General features: G+C 72.0%; 15 protein-coding genes and 1 pseudogene. 11 read left to right on the forward strand and 5 right to left on the reverse strand.

Annotated features, from left to right (window positions below; all coding sequences use genetic code 11):
- Window positions 1-127: 127 nt before the first annotated feature.
- The 4 genes from ACFU53_RS36100 to ACFU53_RS36115 all read right to left on the reverse strand — a co-directional run bounded on the left by ACFU53_RS36100 (window position 128) and on the right by ACFU53_RS36115 (window position 4236).
- Entirely contained in the window at window positions 128-1129 is a 1002-nt protein-coding gene (locus ACFU53_RS36100; RefSeq protein ID WP_384002343.1) for a DNA-3-methyladenine glycosylase family protein, read from the reverse strand.
- Window positions 1130-1358: 229 nt separating this feature from the next.
- A complete protein-coding gene (locus ACFU53_RS36105; RefSeq protein WP_384002347.1) occupies window positions 1359-2687 on the reverse strand; it encodes a coenzyme F420-0:L-glutamate ligase in 1329 nt (442 codons plus the stop codon).
- Window positions 2684-3643 (reverse strand): 2-phospho-L-lactate transferase, encoded by a 960-nt coding sequence (cofD, locus tag ACFU53_RS36110; protein ID WP_384002350.1) that lies wholly within the window; start codon window positions 3641-3643, stop codon window positions 2684-2686. Before cofD ends, ACFU53_RS36105 begins: the two co-directional genes overlap by 4 nt.
- Before the next feature lie 95 nt (window positions 3644-3738).
- Window positions 3739-4236, reverse strand: a complete 498-nt coding sequence (locus tag ACFU53_RS36115) for a cysteine dioxygenase (RefSeq protein ID WP_384002353.1) — start codon at window positions 4234-4236, stop codon at window positions 3739-3741.
- Window positions 4237-4961: 725 nt separating this feature from the next.
- Between ACFU53_RS36115 and ACFU53_RS36120 the strand changes: the two genes are divergently transcribed.
- The 3 genes from ACFU53_RS36120 to ACFU53_RS36130 all read left to right on the forward strand — a co-directional run bounded on the left by ACFU53_RS36120 (window position 4962) and on the right by ACFU53_RS36130 (window position 10581).
- Window positions 4962-5225 carry a WhiB family transcriptional regulator gene (locus tag ACFU53_RS36120; RefSeq protein ID WP_010986447.1) on the forward strand — a complete coding sequence of 88 codons (264 nt, stop codon included), beginning with the start codon at window positions 4962-4964 and terminating at the stop codon, window positions 5223-5225.
- Between the two features lie 182 nt (window positions 5226-5407).
- On the forward strand, window positions 5408-9073 hold the full coding sequence (locus ACFU53_RS36125; protein WP_384002357.1) for a glycosyltransferase: 3666 nt from the start codon (window positions 5408-5410) through the stop codon (window positions 9071-9073).
- Window positions 9070-10581, forward strand: coding sequence for a DUF5719 family protein (locus tag ACFU53_RS36130; RefSeq protein ID WP_384002360.1), 1512 nt, complete (start codon window positions 9070-9072; stop codon window positions 10579-10581). Before ACFU53_RS36125 ends, ACFU53_RS36130 begins: the two co-directional genes overlap by 4 nt.
- Before the next feature lie 239 nt (window positions 10582-10820).
- On the opposite strand, the gene ACFU53_RS36135 is transcribed toward ACFU53_RS36130, so the two are convergent.
- Window positions 10821-11276 (reverse strand): metallopeptidase family protein, encoded by a 456-nt coding sequence (locus ACFU53_RS36135; protein ID WP_384002383.1) that lies wholly within the window; start codon window positions 11274-11276, stop codon window positions 10821-10823.
- Between the two features lie 347 nt (window positions 11277-11623).
- Here ACFU53_RS36135 and ACFU53_RS36140 point away from each other — a divergent pair, with 347 nt between their 5' ends.
- The 8 genes and pseudogenes from ACFU53_RS36140 to ACFU53_RS36175 all read left to right on the forward strand — a co-directional run.
- Window positions 11624-12046: a DUF3499 domain-containing protein gene (locus ACFU53_RS36140; protein WP_384002363.1), complete on the forward strand. Its 423-nt coding sequence runs from the start codon at window positions 11624-11626 to the stop codon at window positions 12044-12046.
- Window positions 12047-12283: 237 nt separating this feature from the next.
- Window positions 12284-13899, forward strand: a pseudogene (locus tag ACFU53_RS36145) (L-lactate permease).
- A 102-nt stretch (window positions 13900-14001) separates the two neighbouring features.
- Window positions 14002-15366, forward strand: coding sequence for a phosphomannomutase/phosphoglucomutase (locus ACFU53_RS36150; RefSeq protein WP_384002366.1), 1365 nt, complete (start codon window positions 14002-14004; stop codon window positions 15364-15366).
- A 244-nt stretch (window positions 15367-15610) separates the two neighbouring features.
- Window positions 15611-15781: a Trm112 family protein gene (locus ACFU53_RS36155; protein ID WP_200307918.1), complete on the forward strand. Its 171-nt coding sequence runs from the start codon at window positions 15611-15613 to the stop codon at window positions 15779-15781.
- Between the two features lie 108 nt (window positions 15782-15889).
- A complete protein-coding gene (locus ACFU53_RS36160) occupies window positions 15890-17017 on the forward strand; it encodes an SIS domain-containing protein (protein ID WP_384002370.1) in 1128 nt (375 codons plus the stop codon).
- A gap of 59 nt (window positions 17018-17076) precedes the next feature.
- A complete protein-coding gene (gene manA / locus ACFU53_RS36165; RefSeq protein WP_384002373.1) occupies window positions 17077-18228 on the forward strand; it encodes a mannose-6-phosphate isomerase, class I in 1152 nt (383 codons plus the stop codon).
- A gap of 166 nt (window positions 18229-18394) precedes the next feature.
- Window positions 18395-19372 carry a cation diffusion facilitator family transporter gene (locus tag ACFU53_RS36170; protein ID WP_384002376.1) on the forward strand — a complete coding sequence of 326 codons (978 nt, stop codon included), beginning with the start codon at window positions 18395-18397 and terminating at the stop codon, window positions 19370-19372.
- Between the two features lie 368 nt (window positions 19373-19740).
- The coding region (locus ACFU53_RS36175) for an adenosylhomocysteinase (protein WP_384002379.1) at window positions 19741-20759 on the forward strand (1019 nt) is incomplete at its 3' end.

Consider the following 20759-nt stretch of genomic DNA (forward strand, 5'->3'; position numbering starts at 1 on the left):
CCCCTGAAAGCAGGGGCGCGGGGAACCGCGCGAGTAACCACGACGGATCCGCGGCTGGGGGGGGGGCGAAGGCGCAGCCCCTGGAGGATGGGACGTGGATGGGACGGGTAGGGGCGGCGGGGGCGACCTACAACCGCCCGATATCCCCGCGAGGCATCCGCGGCGCCCGCCGAGCCGGCACCCGACCCGACAGCAGAATCAATCGGGCCGCCCGATGCCGCTGCCCCTCATACGGCTCCAACAACGCCAACATCACGGAGTCATCCGCATCCCGATCCCCCGCCAACGCGAACCCCACGATCCCCGGCAGATGCAGATCCCCCACGGTCACCGCGTCCGCCGCCCCATGACTCCGCTGGACGGTCTCCGCCGAGGTCCACGGCCCGATCCCCGGCACCAACTCCAGCCGCGCCTGCGCATCGACCGGCGACATCCCCACGGCCTCCTCCAGCCGCCCCGCCACCCGAACCGCCCGCAGAATCGTCGACGCCCGCTTGTCGTCGACCCCGGCCCGATGCCACTCCCAGGACGGAATCAGCGCCCACTCCCGCGCCCCCGGCATCACACACATCCGCCCAGGCGCGGGCCCCGGCGCCGGCTCCCCGAACTGTCGTACGAGCAACCGCCACGCCCGGTACGCCTCGTCCGTCGTGACCTTCTGTTCCAGCACCGACGGAATCAACGACTCCAGGACCAGCCCGGTCCGCGTCAGCCGCAACCCCGGCCGCCGCCGCCAGGCCGTCGCCACGACCCGATGCCGAGGCACGAAGACGTCGGGCTCGTCCGACGCCCCGAGCATCGAAGGCAACCGGTCGAGCAGCCACTCGCCTCCGGGCCCCCACGCCTCTGCCTCGACGACCCCACCCCGCATCGCGACCCGCAGAGTCCCGGCCCCCACCGGCGTACGACTGGCCCGCCACACGGACCCGTCCGGCATCGCCCGGAAGGTCGGATCCCCGGGCCCGCGCCGAAGCGGCCCCAGCACCAGCCCCAGATCGAGCGGCCCTTCCGGAGTCCAAGCCCGCCGCCGCCCTGCGGCACCCCCCTGCCGAGGCACCCCACCGGGCACGACGACATCCCCACCCCGCACAGTCGTACGAGTGGGCCGCTGAACAAAACGTCCGGCCACGAGGAGGTCCTAGGTGGTGATGCGGTGCCTTGTGCGAGCGATGCTTTGCGAGAGCGCTGCCTTGCGAGGACGACGCCTTATGAGCCTAGGGGCCCGCAACGCCTTCAGGGGCGCGGAGCTGTATCGATTTGCGGCTCCGCAACGTGGGCGCGATCAGCCACAACGAACCCGCGCCCGCCCACCGAACCCGATCCACCCCGACCGTGGGCGCCCCGACCCAGCCCCGACGTCACCGAACCTCGATGAACGACGAAGCCTCCCGCTCGGCGCGAGCCGCAGGCATGACCGCCGCGTGCCCCACAGCAACCGCCCCCATCGGATCCCACCCCTCCGGCAGCCCCAGCACCCCCCGCACGACATCCCGGCAGAACATCGTCGAGGACACCCACGCGGACCCCAGCCGCTCCCCGGCCAGCGCGACGAGGAAGTTCTGCACCCCGGCCCCGGCGGCGACGACGAACATCTCCCGCTCGGCGGCATCCCGCCGCGCGTCCCCGTACGTGTGGGACCCGTCCATCACGAGACACGGCACCACCAGATACGGCGCGTCGCGCAGCACATCCCCGCGCCGCACCCGCTTCGCGATGGACTCCTCGCTCTTGCCGTCCCGCCGCAGGTCCGCGATCCACGCGTCCCGCATGGCGTCGAGCAGCCGCACCCGCGACTCCTCGGACTCCAGCAGCACGAACCGCCACGGCGTCGTGTGATGCGGCGCCGGCGCGGTCACCGCGGCGGCCACGGCCCGCCGTACCGCCCCGGGGTCGACCGGCTCGTCCGTGAACGCCCGTACGGTACGCCGCTGGGTCACCGCCAGTCGTACGGCCTCGGAGGTGCCGAGCCGGAACATGTCGTCCCGCGCTCCCCGGACCAGCGCCCGCGTCCCCTCGCCGTCGTCCTCGGCCACGACATGCCCCAGCCCTCGTACGACGGCGACGGGAAGCCCGGCGGCCTTGCCCTTCACCAGGTCACCGGCGGCGGCCAGCTCGTCGGCGGTGGCGACGACGGTCGCGCTGAGCGGATTGCCGTGCGCGTCGGTGCCGCCCCGCAGGTCGTCGAGGACCCGCACGCCGGCCGCCCCGATGGCGACGTCCGTCAGCCCGCTGCGCCAGGGTCGCCCGAACGTGTCGGTGACGAGGACGCCGACCTCGGCCCCGAGCGCGTCCCTGATGCCGTCCCGGATCGCCCGCGCGGAGGCGTCGGGGTCCTCGGGCAGCAACAGCACGGTCCCCGGAGGAGTGTTGGAGGCGTCGACCCCGGCGGCGGCCATCACGAGCCCCTGCCGGTTCTCCACGATCCGCAGCGCCCCGCGCCGCGCCACCACCCGCACGGTCTCGGCGTCGATCGCGGCCTCCCGGTCGACCGCCTCGACGACCCGTCCCTCCGCCTTGGACACGATCTTCGACGTGACGAGCAACACGTCCCCGTCGACCAGCCCCGGCTCGGCCGCGGCGACGAGCTTCGCGAGATCGTCCCCCTTCTGCACCTCGGGAATGCCGGCCAGGGCCCAGACCCGGTAGCCGGTACCGGGCGGCACGTCTGTCGAGATCTCCCCGCTCACGCTCCCCGCACCTCCTCCGCAAGCACCAGCGCCTCGCGCGCCATCGCCGCCGTCGCGTCCAGGTCGGTCATCATCAGCGGCACGGCACGGCACCGTATCCCGGCGGTCCCGACGCGCTCGACGACGCCCGCGTCGACGGTGTCGACGAGCCAGCCGTCGAGCAGCCCGGAGCCGTAGTGCTCGGCGACGGCCGCGGCCGTGGACTCGACGCCGACGGCGGCGAGGACCTTGTCGGCCATACCGCGCACGGGCGCGTCGCCGACGATGGGGGAGAGGCCGACGACCGGCACCCCGGCCTCGGCGATCGCCTCCCGGATGCCGGGCACGGCGAGGATGGTGCCGACGGAGACGACGGGGTTGGACGGCGGGAAGAGGATCACGTCCGCCTCGGCGATGGCCTCCAGGACCCCCGGCGCCGGCTTCGCCTGCTCGGCGCCGACCGGCACGATCGCCTCGGCCGGCACGGAGGCCCGCAGCCGCACCCAGTACTCCTGGAAGTGGATCGCCCTGCGCTCGCCGTCCTGCTCGACGGCGACATGGGTCTCGACGCGGTCGTCCGTCATCGGGATGAGCCGCACACCCGGCTTCCACCGGTCGCACAGCGCCTCGGTGACCGCGCTCAGCGGATACCCGGCGCCGATCATCTGCGTCCGCACGATGTGCGTGGCGAAGTCCCGGTCGCCGAGCCCGAACCACTCGGGCCCGACGCCGTACGCCGCGAGCTCCTCCTTGAGGTGGAAGGTCTCGTCGGCCCGGCCCCAGCCCTGCTCCTCGTTGATGCCGTCGCCGAGGGTGTACATCACCGTGTCGAGGTCCGGGCAGACCTTCAGCCCGAAGAGATGGATGTCGTCCCCGGTGTTGCCGATGACCGTGATGTCCGCGTCCGGCACGGCCCGCTTCAGACCGCGCAGGAACCGGGCACCACCGATGCCGCCTGCCAGAACCACAATGCGCATGGGAGCAGTCTCGCAGGCGGGTACGACAACGGGCCGCCGGGCCGCGACCACGGCCGGTTTCACGCGGTCCCGGTCGACTGTCCCGGCGGTCGGGGTCAGGCAGTGACGGTCGCCGCCTCCGCCGCGCACGCCTTCGTGTGCATCGGCATGTCCGTCAGGCCGGGGTAGTAGACGTGCAGGCTGATGGCCGGTTCCAGCGTGTCGTTGACGACCTCGTGCGCGTAACCCGGCGCGAACACCCGCTGCGCGCCCGCGCGGAGCACGCGCGTGCCCCGGTCGGTGCGCTCGGTCAGCGTGCCGTCGAGCACGGTGAGTACGCCGGAGGAGCCCCCGTGGTCGTGCAGCCCGGTGCCCTGACCCGGCACCCAGGACAGGAGCCACACCTCGTACCCGGGCCCGGTCAGCAGCCGGTGGTACCAGCGCGTCGTCGCGTCGTACTCGACGAGGTGCTCCCACCGGGAGCGGTCGTCGGCGAGGGAACGGGCCAGTCCGGCGAACTCGGCCACGGTGACCGGGTTTTGGCGCGGCGCCTGAAGGAGGTGCGGTACTTCGAGAAGGTCGCCGGCGATCTGGAGGTCGCTGTCGCTGTTCATGAAGTGGGGAGGTCCTCGACGGAGAGTGCGTGGGGGAGGGCTGGGTGTCGCGTACCGTCCGCGCGGGTCACGGAACGGGGCGTGTGCCCGGTTTCCGGGCGAATGGGATCAGCGGCCTAGCCACGACGGGCTCAGTGGCAGCCGGAGCGCGTAAGGCTCAACAGCTGGAACAGCGACAGCAACAGCTACAGCGACAGCGAGCAGCACCGAGGGACCCGGCGGAGCGGGTCGAGGTGAGTGCCAAGTTCGCGAGCATGCCCACAAGGACAGCGGTTCACACCTTCGCTGTCAACTTCACGTCCGGTATGTGGATGCCGGTTCACCTCTTCCGGTGCATCCGCGCGGTGAAAGGTTTGTGCTCGGGGTCTCGGGGAGACATGGCGTCCAACCGGGCAAGCCGTCGGCGCGCGCGTGGAGGGTCGGGGCGCACCCGGAGCGAGTCGGCTCGAACGAGCCGGAACGAGATCGAACTCCTGGGCGTCCTTTCCCGTAGGGGAGGGAGAACCCCATCCGGAACTCCCGCCTGCCGTCAGGCCCCTGTCAAGGTTTATGCCGATTTGAACACTTTCCGCATAGCCTTGGTTCCGCAGAGTGAATAAGGGGCTCAATAGCAGATCTCGGCTTGACTCGCCCGTAGCAGCACACTTGTAATTTCACTCGTGTCGTTCAGCCGAAATCGGTAACGGCCGCACGACGGGGACGCGAAAGACGGACGAGGGGCGCACATGACCGAGCTCGTGCAGCAACTGCTGGTCGACGACGCGGACGAGGAACTCGGCTGGCAGGAGCGCGCGCTGTGCGCCCAGACCGATCCCGAGTCCTTCTTCCCCGAGAAGGGCGGCTCGACCCGCGAGGCCAAGAAGGTCTGCCTCGCGTGCGAGGTCCGCTCCGAATGCCTTGAGTACGCCCTCGCCAACGACGAGCGGTTCGGTATCTGGGGCGGCCTGTCGGAGCGCGAGCGCCGCCGCCTCAAGAAGGCAGCCATCTGACCCGTCCCGGAACAGTCGAACAGGAACAACCGAACATGCACGGCCCGTCGCAGGTGGTTGTCCACAGGCGGCGGGCCGCTCTGCTGCTCAGCCGTTAGTGTGGGCCCTCGTCCGAGACGTCCCGCTGTCCCCGCCGGACACAGACGTCCACCGCAGTCCATCGAACCGGGGCCCGTACCTCGATGTCCGTGCACAGCCACACCGCAGCTCACCAAGACGCTGCCACTCCTGAGTTCCCACGTCATGTGGTGACCGCGGTCCTCGTCGCGCACGACGGCGCCCGCTGGCTGCCCGACGCGCTCGCCGGGCTGCTCGGCCAGGAGCGCCCCGTGCAGAGCGCCATGGCGGCCGACACCGGCAGCGCGGACGACTCCGCCCGGCTCCTCTCCGACGCCCTCGGCGCGGACCGCGTCCTGCACCTCGCCCGACGGACCGGTTTCGGCCAGGCCGTCGAGGAGGCCAACCGCACCGCCGGCGTCCTCACCCAGGACGACCTGGCCTACCTCAGGCGCCCCAGCGGCTGGGACCCGGTCACCCGCAGCTGGCGCGACGACGCGTACGACCTGCCGGAGCTCCCCCACGGGGAGCCGGTCCAGTGGCTGTGGCTGCTGCACGACGACTGTGCCCCCGAGCCCGACGCCCTCGCCCAGCTGCTGCGGGTCGTGGAGAACGAACGGGAGCTGGGCCGGGACGACGTCGCCGTCGTCGGCCCCAAACTGCGCGGCTGGTACGACCGCCGTCAGCTCCTGGAGGTCGGCGTCACCATCGCCGCCTCCGGCCGCCGCTGGACCGGCCTGGACCGCCGCGAGCAGGACCAGGGCCAGCACGACCACGTCAAGCCCAGCCTCGCCGTGTCCACCGCCGGCATGCTGATCCGCCGCGACGTCTTCGACGAACTGGGCGGCTTCGACCGCCGTCTGCCCCTCATGCGTGACGACGTCGACCTGTGCTGGCGCGCCACCACCGCCGGGCACCGCGTCCTCGTCGCCCCCGAAGCCGTCGTACGGCACGCCGAGGCGTCCGCCCGGGAGCGCCGCACCGTCGACTGCGTGGGCCGCAGCGCCGCCTCGCCGCACATGGTCGACAAGGCGGGCGCGATCTACACGCTTCTCGTCAACTCCCGTACGGCACAGCTGCCCTGGGTGCTGGTGCGCATCGTCCTCGGCACCCTGCTCAGGACCGTCGCGTACCTCGTCGGCAAGGTCCCCGGACAGGCCGTCGACGAGATCCGCGGTCTGCTGAGCGTGCTGCTGAGGCCCGAACGGATCATCGCCGGACGGCGCAGACGAGGCCGTTCGCAGCTGGACAAGGGCGAGCTGCGCCCGCTGTTCCCGCCGCCCGGCGCGACCGTCCGGGCCACCGTCGAACAGGTCGCGGGCGATCTCTTCGGCAGCTCCGACGCCGAGTCCTCCCCGGCCGGACGCCACGGCGGCGCGGTCGAATCGGGGCCCGGGGACGACGACGCCGACTTCCTGCAGGTCGAGCAGTTCGCCCGGCTCAAGCGCATCGCGCGTGCGCCCGGGCCCGTGCTCTTCGCGCTCCTGCTGCTCGCCTCGCTCATCGCCTGCCGTGAACTGCTCGGCGGCGGCGCGCTCGCGGGCGGCACCCTGCTGCCCGCGCCCGCCGACTCCGCCGAGCTGTGGTCGCGCTACCTGGACGGCTGGCACCCGGTCGGCGCCGGCGGCGCCGAGGCCGCGCCGCCGTACCTGGCGATCGTGGCCATGCTCGCCTCCCTGCTGTTCGGCTCCACCGGACTCGCGGTCACCGTGCTCCTCGTGGCGTCCGTGCCGCTGGCCGGCTTCACCGCGTACTTCGCCTCGCGCTCCCTGGTCCAGTCCCGGCTGCTGCGCGCCTGGGCGGCCGTCGTGTACGCCTTCCTGCCCGCCGTCACCGGCGCGCTCGCGACCGGCCGCCTCGGCACCGCCGTCCTGGCGATCCTGCTGCCCCTCATCGCCCGCGCGGGCGCCGCGGCCGGCGGCCTCACCAACCGCACGGGGGCGCGCGGCAGCTGGCGTGCCACCTGGGCGTACGCGCTGCTGCTCGCGATCACCACCGCGTTCACCCCGATCGTGTGGCCCGTCGCGCTGCTCCTCGGCCTCGGGCTGCTCGTCGTGCGCCGTCGCGAGATCACCGCTTACGGCCTGCGCTTCCTCGCGCAGCTGGGCACCCCGCTGCTGATCCTCGCCCCCTGGTCGCTGACGCTGCTGCCGTTCGGCTTCTTCGAGGAGGCCGGTCTGGAGTACGGCGGCAGCACGGCATCGGCGACCGATCTGCTCGGCATCAGCCCCGGCGGGCCGGGCACGGTCGGCGGGCTGACACTCATCGGCGTCGTCCTGGCCGCACTGGCCGCCCTGCTGCGCTCGGAACGCCGGCCGGCAATCCGGACCGCCTGGACGGCCGCCCTGGTGGCCCTGGTCCTCGCGGTCCTCTCCAACGGCTCCACCTGGGCCGGCCCCGCGACCCTCGTCTACGGCATCGCCCTCCTCGCCGCCGCCACCCTGGGCGCCGACGGGGCACGCTTCCGCGTGGCCGAGCAGAGCTTCGGCTGGCGGCAGCCGGTGGCCGTACTCATCGCACTCGCCGCCGCCGTCGGCCCGCTGCTGGCCGCCGCCGGATGGGTAATCGGCGGCGCCGACGGCCCCCTGGAGCGCCGCGACCCCGTGCAGGTGCCCGCGTTCGTCGCCGAGGAGAGCGGCACCCGCGACCAGGCCCGCACCCTGGTCCTCGACAGCGACTCCACCGCCAGGGTCGGCTACACGCTGGTCCGCGGCTCCGGCGTCCGCCTCGGCGACGCCGAACTCACCGCCGCCGCGGGGAAGAACGAGCAGCTCGACAAGGTCGTCGCCAACCTCGTCGCGGGCTCCGGCGCCGACCAGACCGACGAACTCGGCGGCTTCGCCGTGCGCTACGTCCTCGTCCGCCCGGGCGCGCCCCGCGAGGTCAGCCGCGTCCTGGACGCCACGCCCGGCCTGAGCCGCCTCAGCCAGCAGGACGGCAGCGCCCTGTGGCGGGTGGACCGCCAGGTGGCCCGCGTCACCATCGAGGCCTCCTCAGGCGACCCGAAGGCCGTCGCCGCAGGCCCCGTCGACGTGCACACCACCATCCCGGCCGGCGGCTCGGGCCGCGTCCTGCGCCTCGCCGACACCGCCGACGAGTCCTGGACCGCCACCCTCGACGGCAAGCCGCTCACCCCGACCACGGTCGACGGCTGGGCCCAGGGCTTCCAACTGCCCGTCGACGGCGGCAAGTTGGACGTCACCTTCGACGCCCCGGTGAGCCACACCGGCTGGCTGTGGGCCCAGGGGTCGCTCGCCGTCGTCCTCGTGGTCCTCGCCCTGCCCGGCCGCCGTCGGGACGTCGACGACGACCTTCCCGACGAGCAGCCCGTCGCCGTGCCCGCCCAGGACCTCACCGGAGACGGCCGCCGCGCCCGCCGCCTGCGCGCCCAGGCGGAGGCCGAGGCCGAACAGTCCGCCGACCCCGACCTGGCTTCTCCTGCCGAAGAGGTCCCGGTCGCAGCCCCCGTCCCGCAGCAGCAGGCGTACGGCATGGGGGTCCCCCCGGGCGAGGATGTTCGAGCCTGGGGGAGGGATGCCGCGAACCCTGTGGACGCGGGCGCCGAGTACGGCCAGCAGTACCAGGGCGTCCAGCAGTACCCGGCGGGCCAGTACGACCAGCAGCACTATCAGGCCGACCCCTACCAGGGCGGCCAGTACGACCCATACGCCTCCTACGGGGACAACACGGCCTCGTACGACCAGACGTACACCCAGGGCTACGATGCGACGTACGACCCGTCGCACGGCACCGGCGCCGACAGTGAGCGCCCCGACGGGAGCCAGCAGTGAACCGCACGACCCTGTCCCTGATCGCCGGCACGACCGCCCTCGCCGCCGTCACCGGCTTCGCGGTGCTCACCACGCCCGACGCCTCGGGTGGCGACACCACCACCAAAGCCGCCGCCCAACTGCCCGTGCAGCGGACGAGTCTGCTCTGCCCCCAGCCGAGCACCTCGGACATCGCGGAGACGGCGTACACCTCCTTCACCCCCGTCACCGCGGGCACCGGCGGCGAAGGCAGCGCCGAACTCGTCGCGGCGGGCGGGGAGTCGACAGACCCCGCCAAGGACGACAAGGACGCCAAGGGCGACAAGGACAAAGCCGCCAAGCCGGTCGTCGAGGCCAAGGAGCCCGGCAAGCCCGCCACCGGCAGCACCGACGGCGGCGACTCGCCCGCGTTGATCGGCACGGCCGAAGGGAAGTTCGCGCCCGGCTGGACGGTCCAGGAGACCACCGAGGTAGCCGCCGGCACCGGCCGCGGCCTGCTCGGCGTCAACTGCACCGCCCCGGACACGGAGTTCTGGTTCCCGGGCGCCAGTACGGCCGCGGGCCGCACCGACTACGTCCACCTCGTCAACCCGGACGACTCGGCGGCCGTCGTCGACATCGAGCTCTACGGCAAGGACGGCGCCCTGAAGTCGACGGTGGGGGACGGCATCACGGTCCAGCCCCGCTCCAGCGAGCCGGTCCTGCTGTCGACGCTCGCCACGGCGAAGGAGGCCGACCTCACGGTCCACGTCAGCGTCCGCAGCGGCCGGGTGGCCGCCGCGGTCCAGGCCCTCGACGACAAGCTGGGCGGCGACTGGCTCGCCGCCGCGGCCGACCCGGCCGGCAGCCTGGTCCTCCCCGGCATCCCGAAGGACGCCACCTCCGTGACCCTCGTCGCCTTCACCCCCGGCGAGACCGACGCCGACCTGAAGCTCCGCCTCGCCTCGCCCAACGGCCCGATCACCCCGGCCGGCAACGAGACACTGCATGTCAAGGTGGGTATGACCGCCTCCGCCGACCTGGGCGACATCACACGCGGCGAGGAAGGGTCCCTCCTCCTTACCCCCACCGACCAGTCGGTCCCGGTGGTGGCCGCCCTCCGTGTCGTCCGTGGCAAGGGAGACAACCGGGAGACGGCCTTCATCCCGGCCACCCGCCCGGTCGGCGCGCGCGCCACGGTCGCCGACAACCGTGCCAAGGGCACCACCCTCGCGCTCACGGCCCCCACCGGCGCGGCCAAGGTCAAGGTCACCGCGTCCGTCGGCAGCGGCGGCGGCGAGCCCACGACGAAAACCTTCACGATCAAGGCCGGCACCACCCAGAACATCGACATGCCCGCCCCGGCCGGCCTCAAGGGCACCTACGCCCTCACCGTCGAACCCACCTCCGGCGGCCCCGTCTACGCCTCCCGCACCCTGGAATCCAAGCTCGACACCCTCCCGGCCTTCACCATCCAAACCCTCCCCGACGACCGAGGCACGGTGGCGGTACCGGAGGCGGAACAGGACCTGTCGATCCTGCAGAGGTAGTTCCTTCGAGGGAGAACTCGAGTGGACGGGGTCGTGCGGCGGCTACGGGCGGATCGTGGTCGCTCGCGCAGTTCCCCGCACCGTTGCTTTTCAGGGGCGCGGGGGACGGCGCGACAAGCCCCCACGCACCCGCAGCCAGCAAACGCACCCAAGCGGGGTCAAAGGGGCAGCAGCACCTGGGGATGGGAATGGGTAGGGGCGGCGGGGGCGAAGACCATCCCCGGGCGCACCCCTCGGCGTCAGTCCTCCCCGTACCGAGGATCCACATTCTCCGGATTGAGCCCCAGCAACTCGGCCACCTGCTCCACCACGACCTCATGCACCAGCGCTGCCCGCTCGTCGCGCCCCTTGGTGCGAATCTCCACCGGCCGCCGATAGACCACGACCCGAGCCGGCCGTCCCTCCCGAGCCGCCACGGTCCCCCCGAGCGGCACCGCCTCGTCGTTCCACGCCCCGTCCACGGGCCCGTCGAGCCGCGGCACCTCCAGCACGAGGAAGTCGATGTCCGCCAGCTGCGGCAACCGCCGCTCCAGCCGCTCCACGGAGTCCCGCACAAGATCCGCGAACATGTCCGCCCGACTCGCCGAGAGCGGCACCTGCGGCGGCGCGATGGGCCCGCGCATCCCCCTGCCGTGCCGATCTCGGCGGCGGGGCCCAGGTGCGGAGGCGGCGCGGGGCGGTACGAGGTTGTCCATCACCTGTGAAGCGTAGTCCCCACGAGGTCCGCCCGCCCGGCTCCACACCCCCGGCCGCACCCACCGACCCGACACCGCTGACCTGGCCCGTCCAACCGGCTCGCCGCACGACGGCGCCCCGAGGGGTCGTACGGCATGTCGCCGGATGACCATTCCAGCCAAGGTTGGGCTCGATTCCATATCTCTCCGAGACCGGCGAACTCGCGTCAATCGGCATGGTTTACACCGAAAATTGACCGGACCCAAGCCCGTTCCACATCCCGGACGGGCGGTTACCCGCAGGTCAACGCGGTGGGTTCGGAGAGGCGTGTGGGGCGTTTCACAGCACGACACGGTGGAGTGACCTGGTGGAGAGTCGTCGCGGCCCGCTCAAGAGTGCGGTACCGTCCAACGTCGTGAGCCCTGTACGTCGCTGTTCGCGCACCGCTTGCGGCCGCCCCGCCGTCGCGACGCTGACGTACGTCTACGCCGACTCGACCGCGGTCCTCGGCCCCCTCGCCACCTATGCCGAACCCCACTGCTACGACCTGTGCGCCGAGCACTCCGAGCGCCTCACCGCGCCGCGAGGCTGGGAGGTCGTACGGCTGCTGGACGCCTCGGCCCCCGCGCGCCCCAGCGGTGACGATCTGGAAGCGCTTGCCAACGCCGTGCGCGAGGCGGCCCGCCCCCAGCGGCGCGCCGCGGAGACCGGTGGTGGCGCGCGTACGGCGGACCCGATGGAGGTCGCCCGTCGCGGCCATCTCCGGGTGCTGCGTTCGCCCGACAACTGACGCCCTGCGCGGGGCTGTTGGCGTGCACCCGTAGCCGTTGTTCTCCCCAACCTCCGTGGCCCTTCTCCCGCTCTCCGCGGCCGGTTTCGCTCCTCGTTTCCGTCGTGGCTCTTTCCGTTCGCACCGTTTCGCTCAGTGGTGCACGGCTGTTGACGCCGCGCCGGCGTGGACGCGATCATTCCGGGTGCCCGTGCCGTGAGAAACCGCTTTCCGCATCGCGGAATCGGGGAGGCTCCCGTGTACGTCCAGCAACTGGAACCCGTGGCCGGCTCGCTCGGCCTGTCCGCCCTCGTCGCGACCTTGCCCCTCGTCATCGTCCTGGTCCTGCTCGGCGGCGTGCGCCTCAAAGCGCATCTGGCGGGGCTGATCGGCCTTCTGGCGGCCGTTCTGGTCGCCTGGCTCGCCTATTCGATGCCGCTCGGCCAGACGCTCTCCAGCGCCACCCAGGGGGCCGCGTTCGGCCTCTTCCCGATCATGTGGATCGTCGTCAACGCCCTGTGGGTGTACCGGATGACCGTCCACACCCGGCACTTCGACATCCTGCGCCGCTCCTTCGGGCGGCTCTCCGACGACCCGCGCATCCAGGCGCTCGTCGTCGCTTTCTGCTTCGGCGCGCTCCTGGAAGCCCTCGCCGGCTTCGGCGCGCCGGTCGCCATCTGCTCCGTCATGCTCGTCGCGCTCGGCTTCGAACCGGTGAAGGCCGCCGTGGTCGCTTTGGTCGCCAACACCGCCCCGTCGCCTTCGGTGCCATGGGCACACCGGTCGTCACCCTCGCCCAGGTCACCGAACTGCCCCTGGACACCGTCGCGTCCGTGGTCGGCCGCCAGACACCGCTGCTCGCCCTCGTGGTGCCCCTGGTTTTGGTCTGGCTCGTCGACGGGCGGCGCGGGCTGCGCGAGACCTGGGTCCCCGCCCTGGCGTGCGGGTTCGCCTTCGCGGTGGGCCAGTTCATCGCCTCCAACTACATCTCCGCGCAACTCGCCGACATCGGCGCCGCCTTGCTCGGCGCGGCCGCCCTCGTCGCCGTACCCCAGGCGCGTCGGCCGGCCGCCGAGCCCGTACGCGCCGCCGTACTGACCGGTGCGCGCAGCGAGGACCTCGACGAGGAGGACCCGCCGGGCGAAGTCCTGCGCGCCTACGCCCCGTACGCGCTGATCGTCGCGATCTTCTCCGTCGCCCAGATCCCCGTGGTGAAGGAGTGGCTGGCCGGGACGACACAGACGTACGACTGGCCCTTCCTCGACGTCGCGAACCCGGACGGCGACCCCGTAGGGGGCAACGTCTTCATCTGGCCGATCGTGTCCACCGGCGGCACGCTGGTGCTGCTGGCCGGGTTGTGCACCGCCCTCGTGCTGGGTGTCCACGCGCGCGTGGCCGTCAGGGAATGGGCCGCCACGGTCCATGAACTGCGGTTCGCGATCCTCACCGTGACGTCCGTCCTCGCCCTCGCCCACGTCATGAACCTCTCCGGACAGGCCGCCACCATCGGCCACTTCGTGGCGGCGGCCGGCGCCGGACTCGCCTTCCTGTCGCCCGTGCTCGGCTGGTTCGGCGTAGCGGTCTCCGGCTCGGACACCTCCGCCAACGCGCTGTTCGGCGCCCTCCAGGTGAGCGCGGCCCGAGAGTCGGGCCTGTCGCCGGAACTGCTCGCCGCCGCCAACAGCTCCGGCGGGGTCCTCGGCAAGATGATCTCCCCGCAGAACCTGACCATCGCCTGCGCCGCCGTCGGCCTCGCCGGGCGCGAGGGCGACCTGTTGCGCAAGGTGCTGCCGTGGAGCCTGGGGCTGTTGCTGGTGATGTGCCTGATCGTGGTGGGGCAGAGCACGCCCGTACTGGAATGGATGCTTCCATGAGGCACTCCCGCCGGGCCGGGGCTGTCCTGGGAGGTCACACAGCCGACTGTCGGCTCGGGCGGGTAGTTTGGGGGACCGGTGAGGACTTCAGGAGGTTTGGCCGTGGCTGCTGATCTGTCGACGATCGTGAAGGCGTACGACGTACGCGGGGTGGTCCCGGACCAGTGGGACGAGACCCTGGCCGAGCTCTTCGGGGCAGCCTTCGTACAGGTGACCGGTGCAAACGCCATCGTGACCGGCCACGACATGCGGCCCTCCTCGCCCGGCCTGTCGCGTGCCTTCGCGCGCGGGGCGGCGGCGCTCGGGGTGAACGTGACCGAGATCGGCCTCTGTTCGACGGACCAGCTGTACTACGCGTCGGGCGCGCTGAACCTGCCCGGCGCGATGTTCACGGCCTCCCACAACCCCGCCCAGTACAACGGCATCAAGATGTGCCGCGCGGGTGCCGCGCCCGTCGGCCAGGACACCGGCCTCGTCGAGATCCGCGAACTGGTCGAGGCCTGGAGCGAGTCGGGTGCGCCGGCGTCGGCCGCCACACCGGGAACGATCACGCAGCGGGACACGTTGGAGGATTACGCGGCGCACCTGCGCGGCCTTGTCGACCTGACCTCCATCCGACCCCTGAAGGTCGTCGTCGACGCGGGCAACGGCATGGGCGGCCACACCGTCCCGACGGTCTTCGCCGGCCTGCCGCTGGACCTGGTCCCCATGTACTTCGAGCTGGACGGCACCTTCCCGAACCACGAGGCCAACCCTCTCGACCCGGCGAACATCGTCGACCTCCAGAAGCGTGTCCGCGAGGAGGACGCCGACCTCGGCATCGCCTTCGACGGCGACGCCGACCGCTGCTTCGTCGTCGACGGGCAGGGCAACCCCGTCTCACCCTCCGCGATCACCGCTCTGGTCGCCTCCCGCGAGCTCGCCAGGCACGGCGGCAAGGGCACGGTCATCCACAACCTGATCACCTCCTGGTCCGTCCCGGAGGTGGTGCGCGAGAACGGCGGCACGCCGGTGCGCACCCGCGTCGGCCACTCCTTCATCAAGGCCGAGATGGCCAGGGCCGGCGCCATCTTCGGCGGCGAGCACTCCGCCCACTACTACTTCGCCGACTTCTGGAACGCCGACACGGGCATGCTGGCCGCCCTCCACGTCCTCGCGGCCCTCGGCGGCCAGGACGGCCCCCTCTCCGGCCTCGTCGCCCAGTACGACCGCTACGCCGGTTCCGGCGAGATCAACTCCACGGTCGCCGACCAGACGGGCCGCCTGGCCGCGGTCCGCTCCGCGTACGTGGACCGGGAGGGCGTCACCCTCGACGACCTCGACGGCCTGACGGTCTCCTCCGCCGACTGGTGGTTCAACGTCCGCCCCTCCAACACGGAACCCCTCCTCCGCCTGAACGCGGAGGCGAGGGACGAGACGACGATGGCGAAGGTCCGCGACGAGGTACTGGGGATCATCAGGGCCTGAGGCGCAGAGGGAGCGCTGCACCCACCCCTCGCCGTTCGTAGCTGCGGGCAGTCGTGTCGCTGGGGGCGGCACGGGTGGGTGCAGCGGCACCCTGCGAGCGCCGGGAAGCGAAACCCACCCCCGCCCAGCCCCAGCCGTCGGGTGCCCGCCCACCGAACGCCCGCCCCAACCCCGGCGCCAACCCCCGCACGGCGGTACTCTGACCAGGCCGCACCGCACGAACCCGCCCCCGAAGGGACCCGACATGCCGCTCGAAGCCGGCCTCCTGGAGATCCTCGCCTGCCCGGCGTGCCACGCCCCCCTCACGGAGGAGGACACCGAGCTGGCCTGCACGAGCCAGGACTGCGGCCTCGCCTACCCGATCCGGGACGGCATCCCCGTCCTCCTCGTCGACGAGGCCCGCCGCCCCGCGTGACCCGCGCGATCAAGCTCTCACGCAAGGCATAACCCCGTACGAGCCGGGAAACCCGGCGTACAGGTGAAAAGGCGCAAAAGGGCACCCGGCGATCGGAGACTGCCGCCCATGCTCGACGAATCGCTGCTAGACACCCCCGAAGCCCTGTCGGAGGCGGATCGCCGCGACCTGCTCCGCGGCGCCGCCGAGGCCGGCGCCCGGGTCCGGACGGCCATCCGGCTCGGCACCGAGGCCGGTATCCCGGCCCTGAAACCGGACGGCCGTCCCCGCGCCCTCCTGATCGCGGGCCCCGGCATGGCCTCCGAGGGGGTCGCCGACCTGCTCGGCGCCCTCGCGGGCGCGAGCTGCCCCCTCACCCGCCTCCACCCCACCGGCGTGGCCCCCGCCGCGGGTGCCCTCCGCTGGGAGCTCCCCGGCTGGGCGGGCCCGGTCGACCTCCTTCTGGTCGCCACCGCCGACGGCAGCGAGCCCGGCCTTTCGCTCCTCGTCGACCAGGCGTACCGCCGAGGCAGCACGGTCGTCGCCGTCGCCCCGGCCCACACCCCCGTCGCCGAGGCGGTGGAAGGCGCCCACGGCCTCTTCGTACCGATGGCGACCGGCCCGTACGAGCAGGAGGTGCCCCTCGGCGCTGCCGCTCCCGGAGTCCTGTGGGCGCTGCTCACCCCGATGCTCGCGCTGCTGGACCGCACCGGCCTGGTCGACGCCCCGCCGGACGCCCTGCAGAAGGTCGCCGACCGCCTCGACCAGGTCGCCGAGCGCTGCGGCCCGGCCATCGCCACGTACAGCAACCCCGCCAAGACGCTCGCCGCCGAGCTGGCCGACGCGCTCCCGCTGATCTGGACCGAGGGTCAGGCCGCGGGCCCGGTGGGCCGCCGTTTCGCCTCCGCGCTCGCCGAGCTGGCGGGCCGCCCCGCCCTCGCCGCCCAGCTCCCGGAGGCCCTCGCCTCGCACATGGTGCTGCTGTCCGGCCCGCTGGCCGCGAACGCCGACCCCGACGACTTCTTCCGCGACCGCGTCGAGGACGCACCCGTCCTGCACGCGCGCGTGGTGCTCGTCCGCGACCGCCCGACCGGTGGTCTGAGCGCCGTCCCAGCCGCCCGCGAGCTGGCCCTCGGCCACGACGCCGCGATCAGCGAGCTGGAACCCGAGGAAGGCAGCGACCTGGAAACCCTCGCGGAGATGATCGCCATCACGGATTTCGCCGCCGTTTACCTGTCGCTCGCTTCGGGAGCCTGATCCTTACCGGAGCCCGAGCGGGCCCCGGCCGGCTCCCCACGTACGGAGAAACACACACCATGGACCGCCTCGACAACACCGTCCGCCCCTACGCCTGGGGTTCGACCACAGCCATCCCGCAGCTCCTCGGCGTGGCCCCCACCGGTGAGCCACAGGCGGAGATGTGGATGGGAGCCCACCCCGGCGCACCCTCGCGCACCGGGCGCGGACCCCTCACCGAGGTGATCGACGAGGCTCCGGAACGTGAGTTGGGAACTCGAACTGTCGCCAAGTTCGGCCCCCGGCTCCCGTTCCTCCTGAAGCTCCTCGCCGCCGGCGCCCCCCTCTCCCTCCAGGTCCACCCCAACCTCGAACAGGCCAGGGAGGGTTACGAGGACGAGGAGCAGCGCGGCATCCCGATCGACGCGGGCCACCGCAACTACAAGGACGCCAACCACAAGCCGGAACTCATCTGCGCCCTGACGGAGTTCGACGGCCTCTGCGGCTTCCGCGACCCGCTCCAGGCCGCCGACCTGCTCGCCGCCCTCGACGTCGACTCCCTGAAGCCGTACGTCGACCTTCTGCAGGCCCACCCCGAAGAGGCCGCGCTGCGCGAGGTGTTGACCGCCGTCCTGGGCGCCGACCCCGAGGAGATGGCCCACACGGTCACCGAGGCCGCGGCCGCCTGCGCCCGCCTCGGCGGCGCCTACGCCCCGTACGCCGACATCGCCCACCACTACCCGGGCGACCCCGGCGTCATCGCCGCCATGCTCCTCAACCACGTACGCCTCCAGCCCGGCGAAGCCCTGTTCCTCGGCGCCGGCATCCCGCACGCCTACCTGAACGGCCTCGGCGTCGAGATCATGGCCAACTCCGACAACGTCCTGCGCTGCGGCCTGACCCCCAAGCACGTCGACGTCCCCGAACTCCTGCGCATCGTCCGCTTCGAGGCGACCGACCCGGGCGTCCTGCGCCCCGAGGCGTCCCCCGACGGCGAGGAGGTCTACGAGACCCCCATCGACGAGTTCCGCCTCTCCCGCTACGTCCTGCCCGAGGCCACCGCCCCGCACGACCTCACCCGCGCCACCCCGCAGATCCTCCTCTGCACGGCCGGTTCCGTCCGCGCGGGCGAACACACGCTCGCCCCCGGTGGGTCCGTCTTCGTACCGGCGGACGAGAAGGCCGAGGTGTCCGGACCGGGCACCCTGTTCCGCGCCACCGTGGTCGCCTGAGCGGCGTGAACGCTTCCTGATCCACGGCCTGGCGCACCGGCGCCGGACCGGGCTGCAACAATGCCCCCTGCAAAAGGCGGGCAAAGCCCGGCCGGTGACGGACGGAAGCGTGGGTACCCATGCCCATGCACAGACATATGCGTAGGCGAAGGGACACCCCGGACACATGAGCGCGTCAGGCGGCACCAAGGCGATCGTGGCGGCACTCGCCGCCAACCTCGCGATCGCGGTAGCGAAGTTCGTGGCGTTCCTCTTCAGCCACTCGTCGTCGATGCTCGCCGAGTCCGTGCACTCACTCGCCGACTCGGGCAACCAGGCCCTGCTGCTCCTCGGCGGCAAGAAGGCCAAGCGCGAGGCGACCCCGCAACACCCCTTCGGCTACGGCCGCGAGCGCTACATCTACGCCTTCCTCGTCTCCATCGTCCTCTTCTCCGTCGGCGGCATGTTCGCCCTCTACGAGGGCTACGAGAAGATCAAGCACCCGCACGAGATCGAAAACTGGTACTGGCCCGTCGGCGTGCTCGTCTTCGCGATCATCGCCGAGTCGTTCTCCTTCCGGACCGCCATCAAGGAATCCAACGTCCTGCGCGGCGAGAAGTCCTGGACCGAGTTCGTCCGCCACGCCAAGGCCCCCGAGCTGCCGGTCGTCCTCCTGGAGGACCTCGGCGCCCTCGTCGGCCTGATCCTCGCCCTCGGCGGCGTCGGCCTCGCCCTGCTCACCGGCGACGGCGTCTGGGACGGCATCGGCACCCTCTGCATCGGCATCCTGCTCATCCTGATCGCGATCGTCCTCGCCGCCGAGACCAAGTCGCTGCTCCTGGGCGAGGCCGCCGGCGTGGAGGACGTCAAGAAGATCGAGGCGGCGATCGTCGACGGCGACACGGTTCCCGGCATCATCCACATGCGCACGCTCCACCTCGGTCCCGAGGAACTGCTGGTCGCCGCCAAGATCGCCGTCCGGCACGACGAAACCGCCACCGAGGTCGCCAACGCGATCGACGCCGCCGAGGCCCGCATCCGCGAGGCCGTCCCGATCGCCCGGGTCATCTACCTCGAGCCCGACATCTACAGCGAGGCGGAGGCAGCCAAGGGCGCGGACGACGAGGCCGCTCCCGGCGGCCCGGCCCCCACCGCCGAGCACTGACCCACGGCCACTCCACCAGGCACCGCGCACCGGGGCCCGTCGCGAACCGAAGCGACGGGCCCTTTTCCGTCCCCGCCCATACGGATCTCCGCCCCGGGCCGCCCGCCCCAACCACCCTCTTCGGCTTGATCTGTACGCAGGCGGACTGGGGCAGGCCGGGGCGACCGGTGTAGCTTGGGACGGAGCCAGACGTCGCTGCTGATGGCGGTCGGGCGGTCCCACCGAGGACCGGCCGAGGGAGAGAGGGCCTCCGACGGACTGCGCTGCGCGCACGCGGGCATGCCTGTGTCCTCTTCGGGCACCCTGTGTCCGCCGCCGCGCAGACCAGCCCTATCCACCCTCGACCCGACACCGAGGAGCAGCTCGTAATGACGACTGTCGACAACCGACAGGACTTCAAGGTCGCCGACCTCTCCCTGGCCGAGTTCGGCCGCAAGGAGATCACTCTCGCCGAGCACGAGATGCCCGGTCTGATGGCGATCCGCAGGGAGTACGCCGAGGCGCAGCCTCTCGCCGGGGCCCGTGTCACCGGTTCCCTGCACATGACCGTGCAGACCGCCGTCCTCATCGAGACTCTGGTCGCCCTGGGCGCCCGGGTCCGCTGGGCGTCCTGCAACATCTTCTCCACCCAGGACCATGCCGCCGCGGCCATCGCGGTCGGCCCGGACGGCACGGTGGATGATCCGCAGGGCGTCCCGGTGTTCGCCTGGAAGGGCGAGAGTCTGGAGGAGTACTGGTGGTGCACCGAGCAGGCGTTGACCTGGCCGGACAGTCCCACCGGCGGCCCGAACATGATCCTGGACGACGGCGGTGACGCCACCCTCCTCGTCCACAAGGGTGTCGAGTACGAGAAGGACGGCAAGGTCCCTGCCGTCGACACCGCCGAGAACGACGAGCACCGCGTCATCCTCGAACTGCTGCACCGCACCATCAGTGACGGCTCGCAGAAGTGGACCCGGCTCGCCTCGGAGATCCGTGGCGTGACCGAGGAGACCACCACCGGTGTCCACCGTCTGTACGAGATGCAGCGTGACGGCGTGCTCCTCTTCCCGGCGATCAATGTGAACGATGCCGTCACGAAGTCGAAGTTCGACAACAAGTACGGCTGCCGGCACTCCCTGATCGACGGGATCAACCGTGCCACCGATGTTCTGATCGGCGGTAAGACGGCGGTGGTGTTCGGTTACGGCGATGTGGGCAAGGGCTGTGCGGAGTCGTTGCGCGGGCAGGGTGCGCGGGTCATCGTGACCGAGATCGACCCGATCTGCGCGTTGCAGGCGGCGATGGACGGTTACCAGGTCACCACGCTCGACGAGGTCGTCGAGACGGCCGACATCTTCATCACCACGACCGGCAACAAGGACATCATCATGGCCGCCGACATGGC

The sequence above is a fragment of the Streptomyces sp. NPDC057474 genome (assembly GCF_042802555.1).
Lineage (GTDB): Bacteria > Actinomycetota > Actinomycetes > Streptomycetales > Streptomycetaceae > Streptomyces.

Coding starts and splice junctions, on each gene's coding strand:
- manA (WP_384002373.1), top strand. CDS start 17,077: ATGGACCGCCTCGACAACACCGTCCGCCCCTACGCCTGGGGTTCGACC.
- cofD (WP_384002350.1), bottom strand. CDS start 3,643: ATGCGCATTGTGGTTCTGGCAGGCGGCATCGGTGGTGCCCGGTTCCTG.
- ACFU53_RS36120 (WP_010986447.1), top strand. CDS start 4,962: ATGACCGAGCTCGTGCAGCAACTGCTGGTCGACGACGCGGACGAGGAA.
- ACFU53_RS36160 (WP_384002370.1), top strand. CDS start 15,890: ATGCTCGACGAATCGCTGCTAGACACCCCCGAAGCCCTGTCGGAGGCG.
- ACFU53_RS36155 (WP_200307918.1), top strand. CDS start 15,611: ATGCCGCTCGAAGCCGGCCTCCTGGAGATCCTCGCCTGCCCGGCGTGC.
- ACFU53_RS36170 (WP_384002376.1), top strand. CDS start 18,395: ATGAGCGCGTCAGGCGGCACCAAGGCGATCGTGGCGGCACTCGCCGCC.
- ACFU53_RS36115 (WP_384002353.1), bottom strand. CDS start 4,236: ATGAACAGCGACAGCGACCTCCAGATCGCCGGCGACCTTCTCGAAGTA.
- ACFU53_RS36135 (WP_384002383.1), bottom strand. CDS start 11,276: ATGGACAACCTCGTACCGCCCCGCGCCGCCTCCGCACCTGGGCCCCGC.
- ACFU53_RS36125 (WP_384002357.1), top strand. CDS start 5,408: ATGTCCGTGCACAGCCACACCGCAGCTCACCAAGACGCTGCCACTCCT.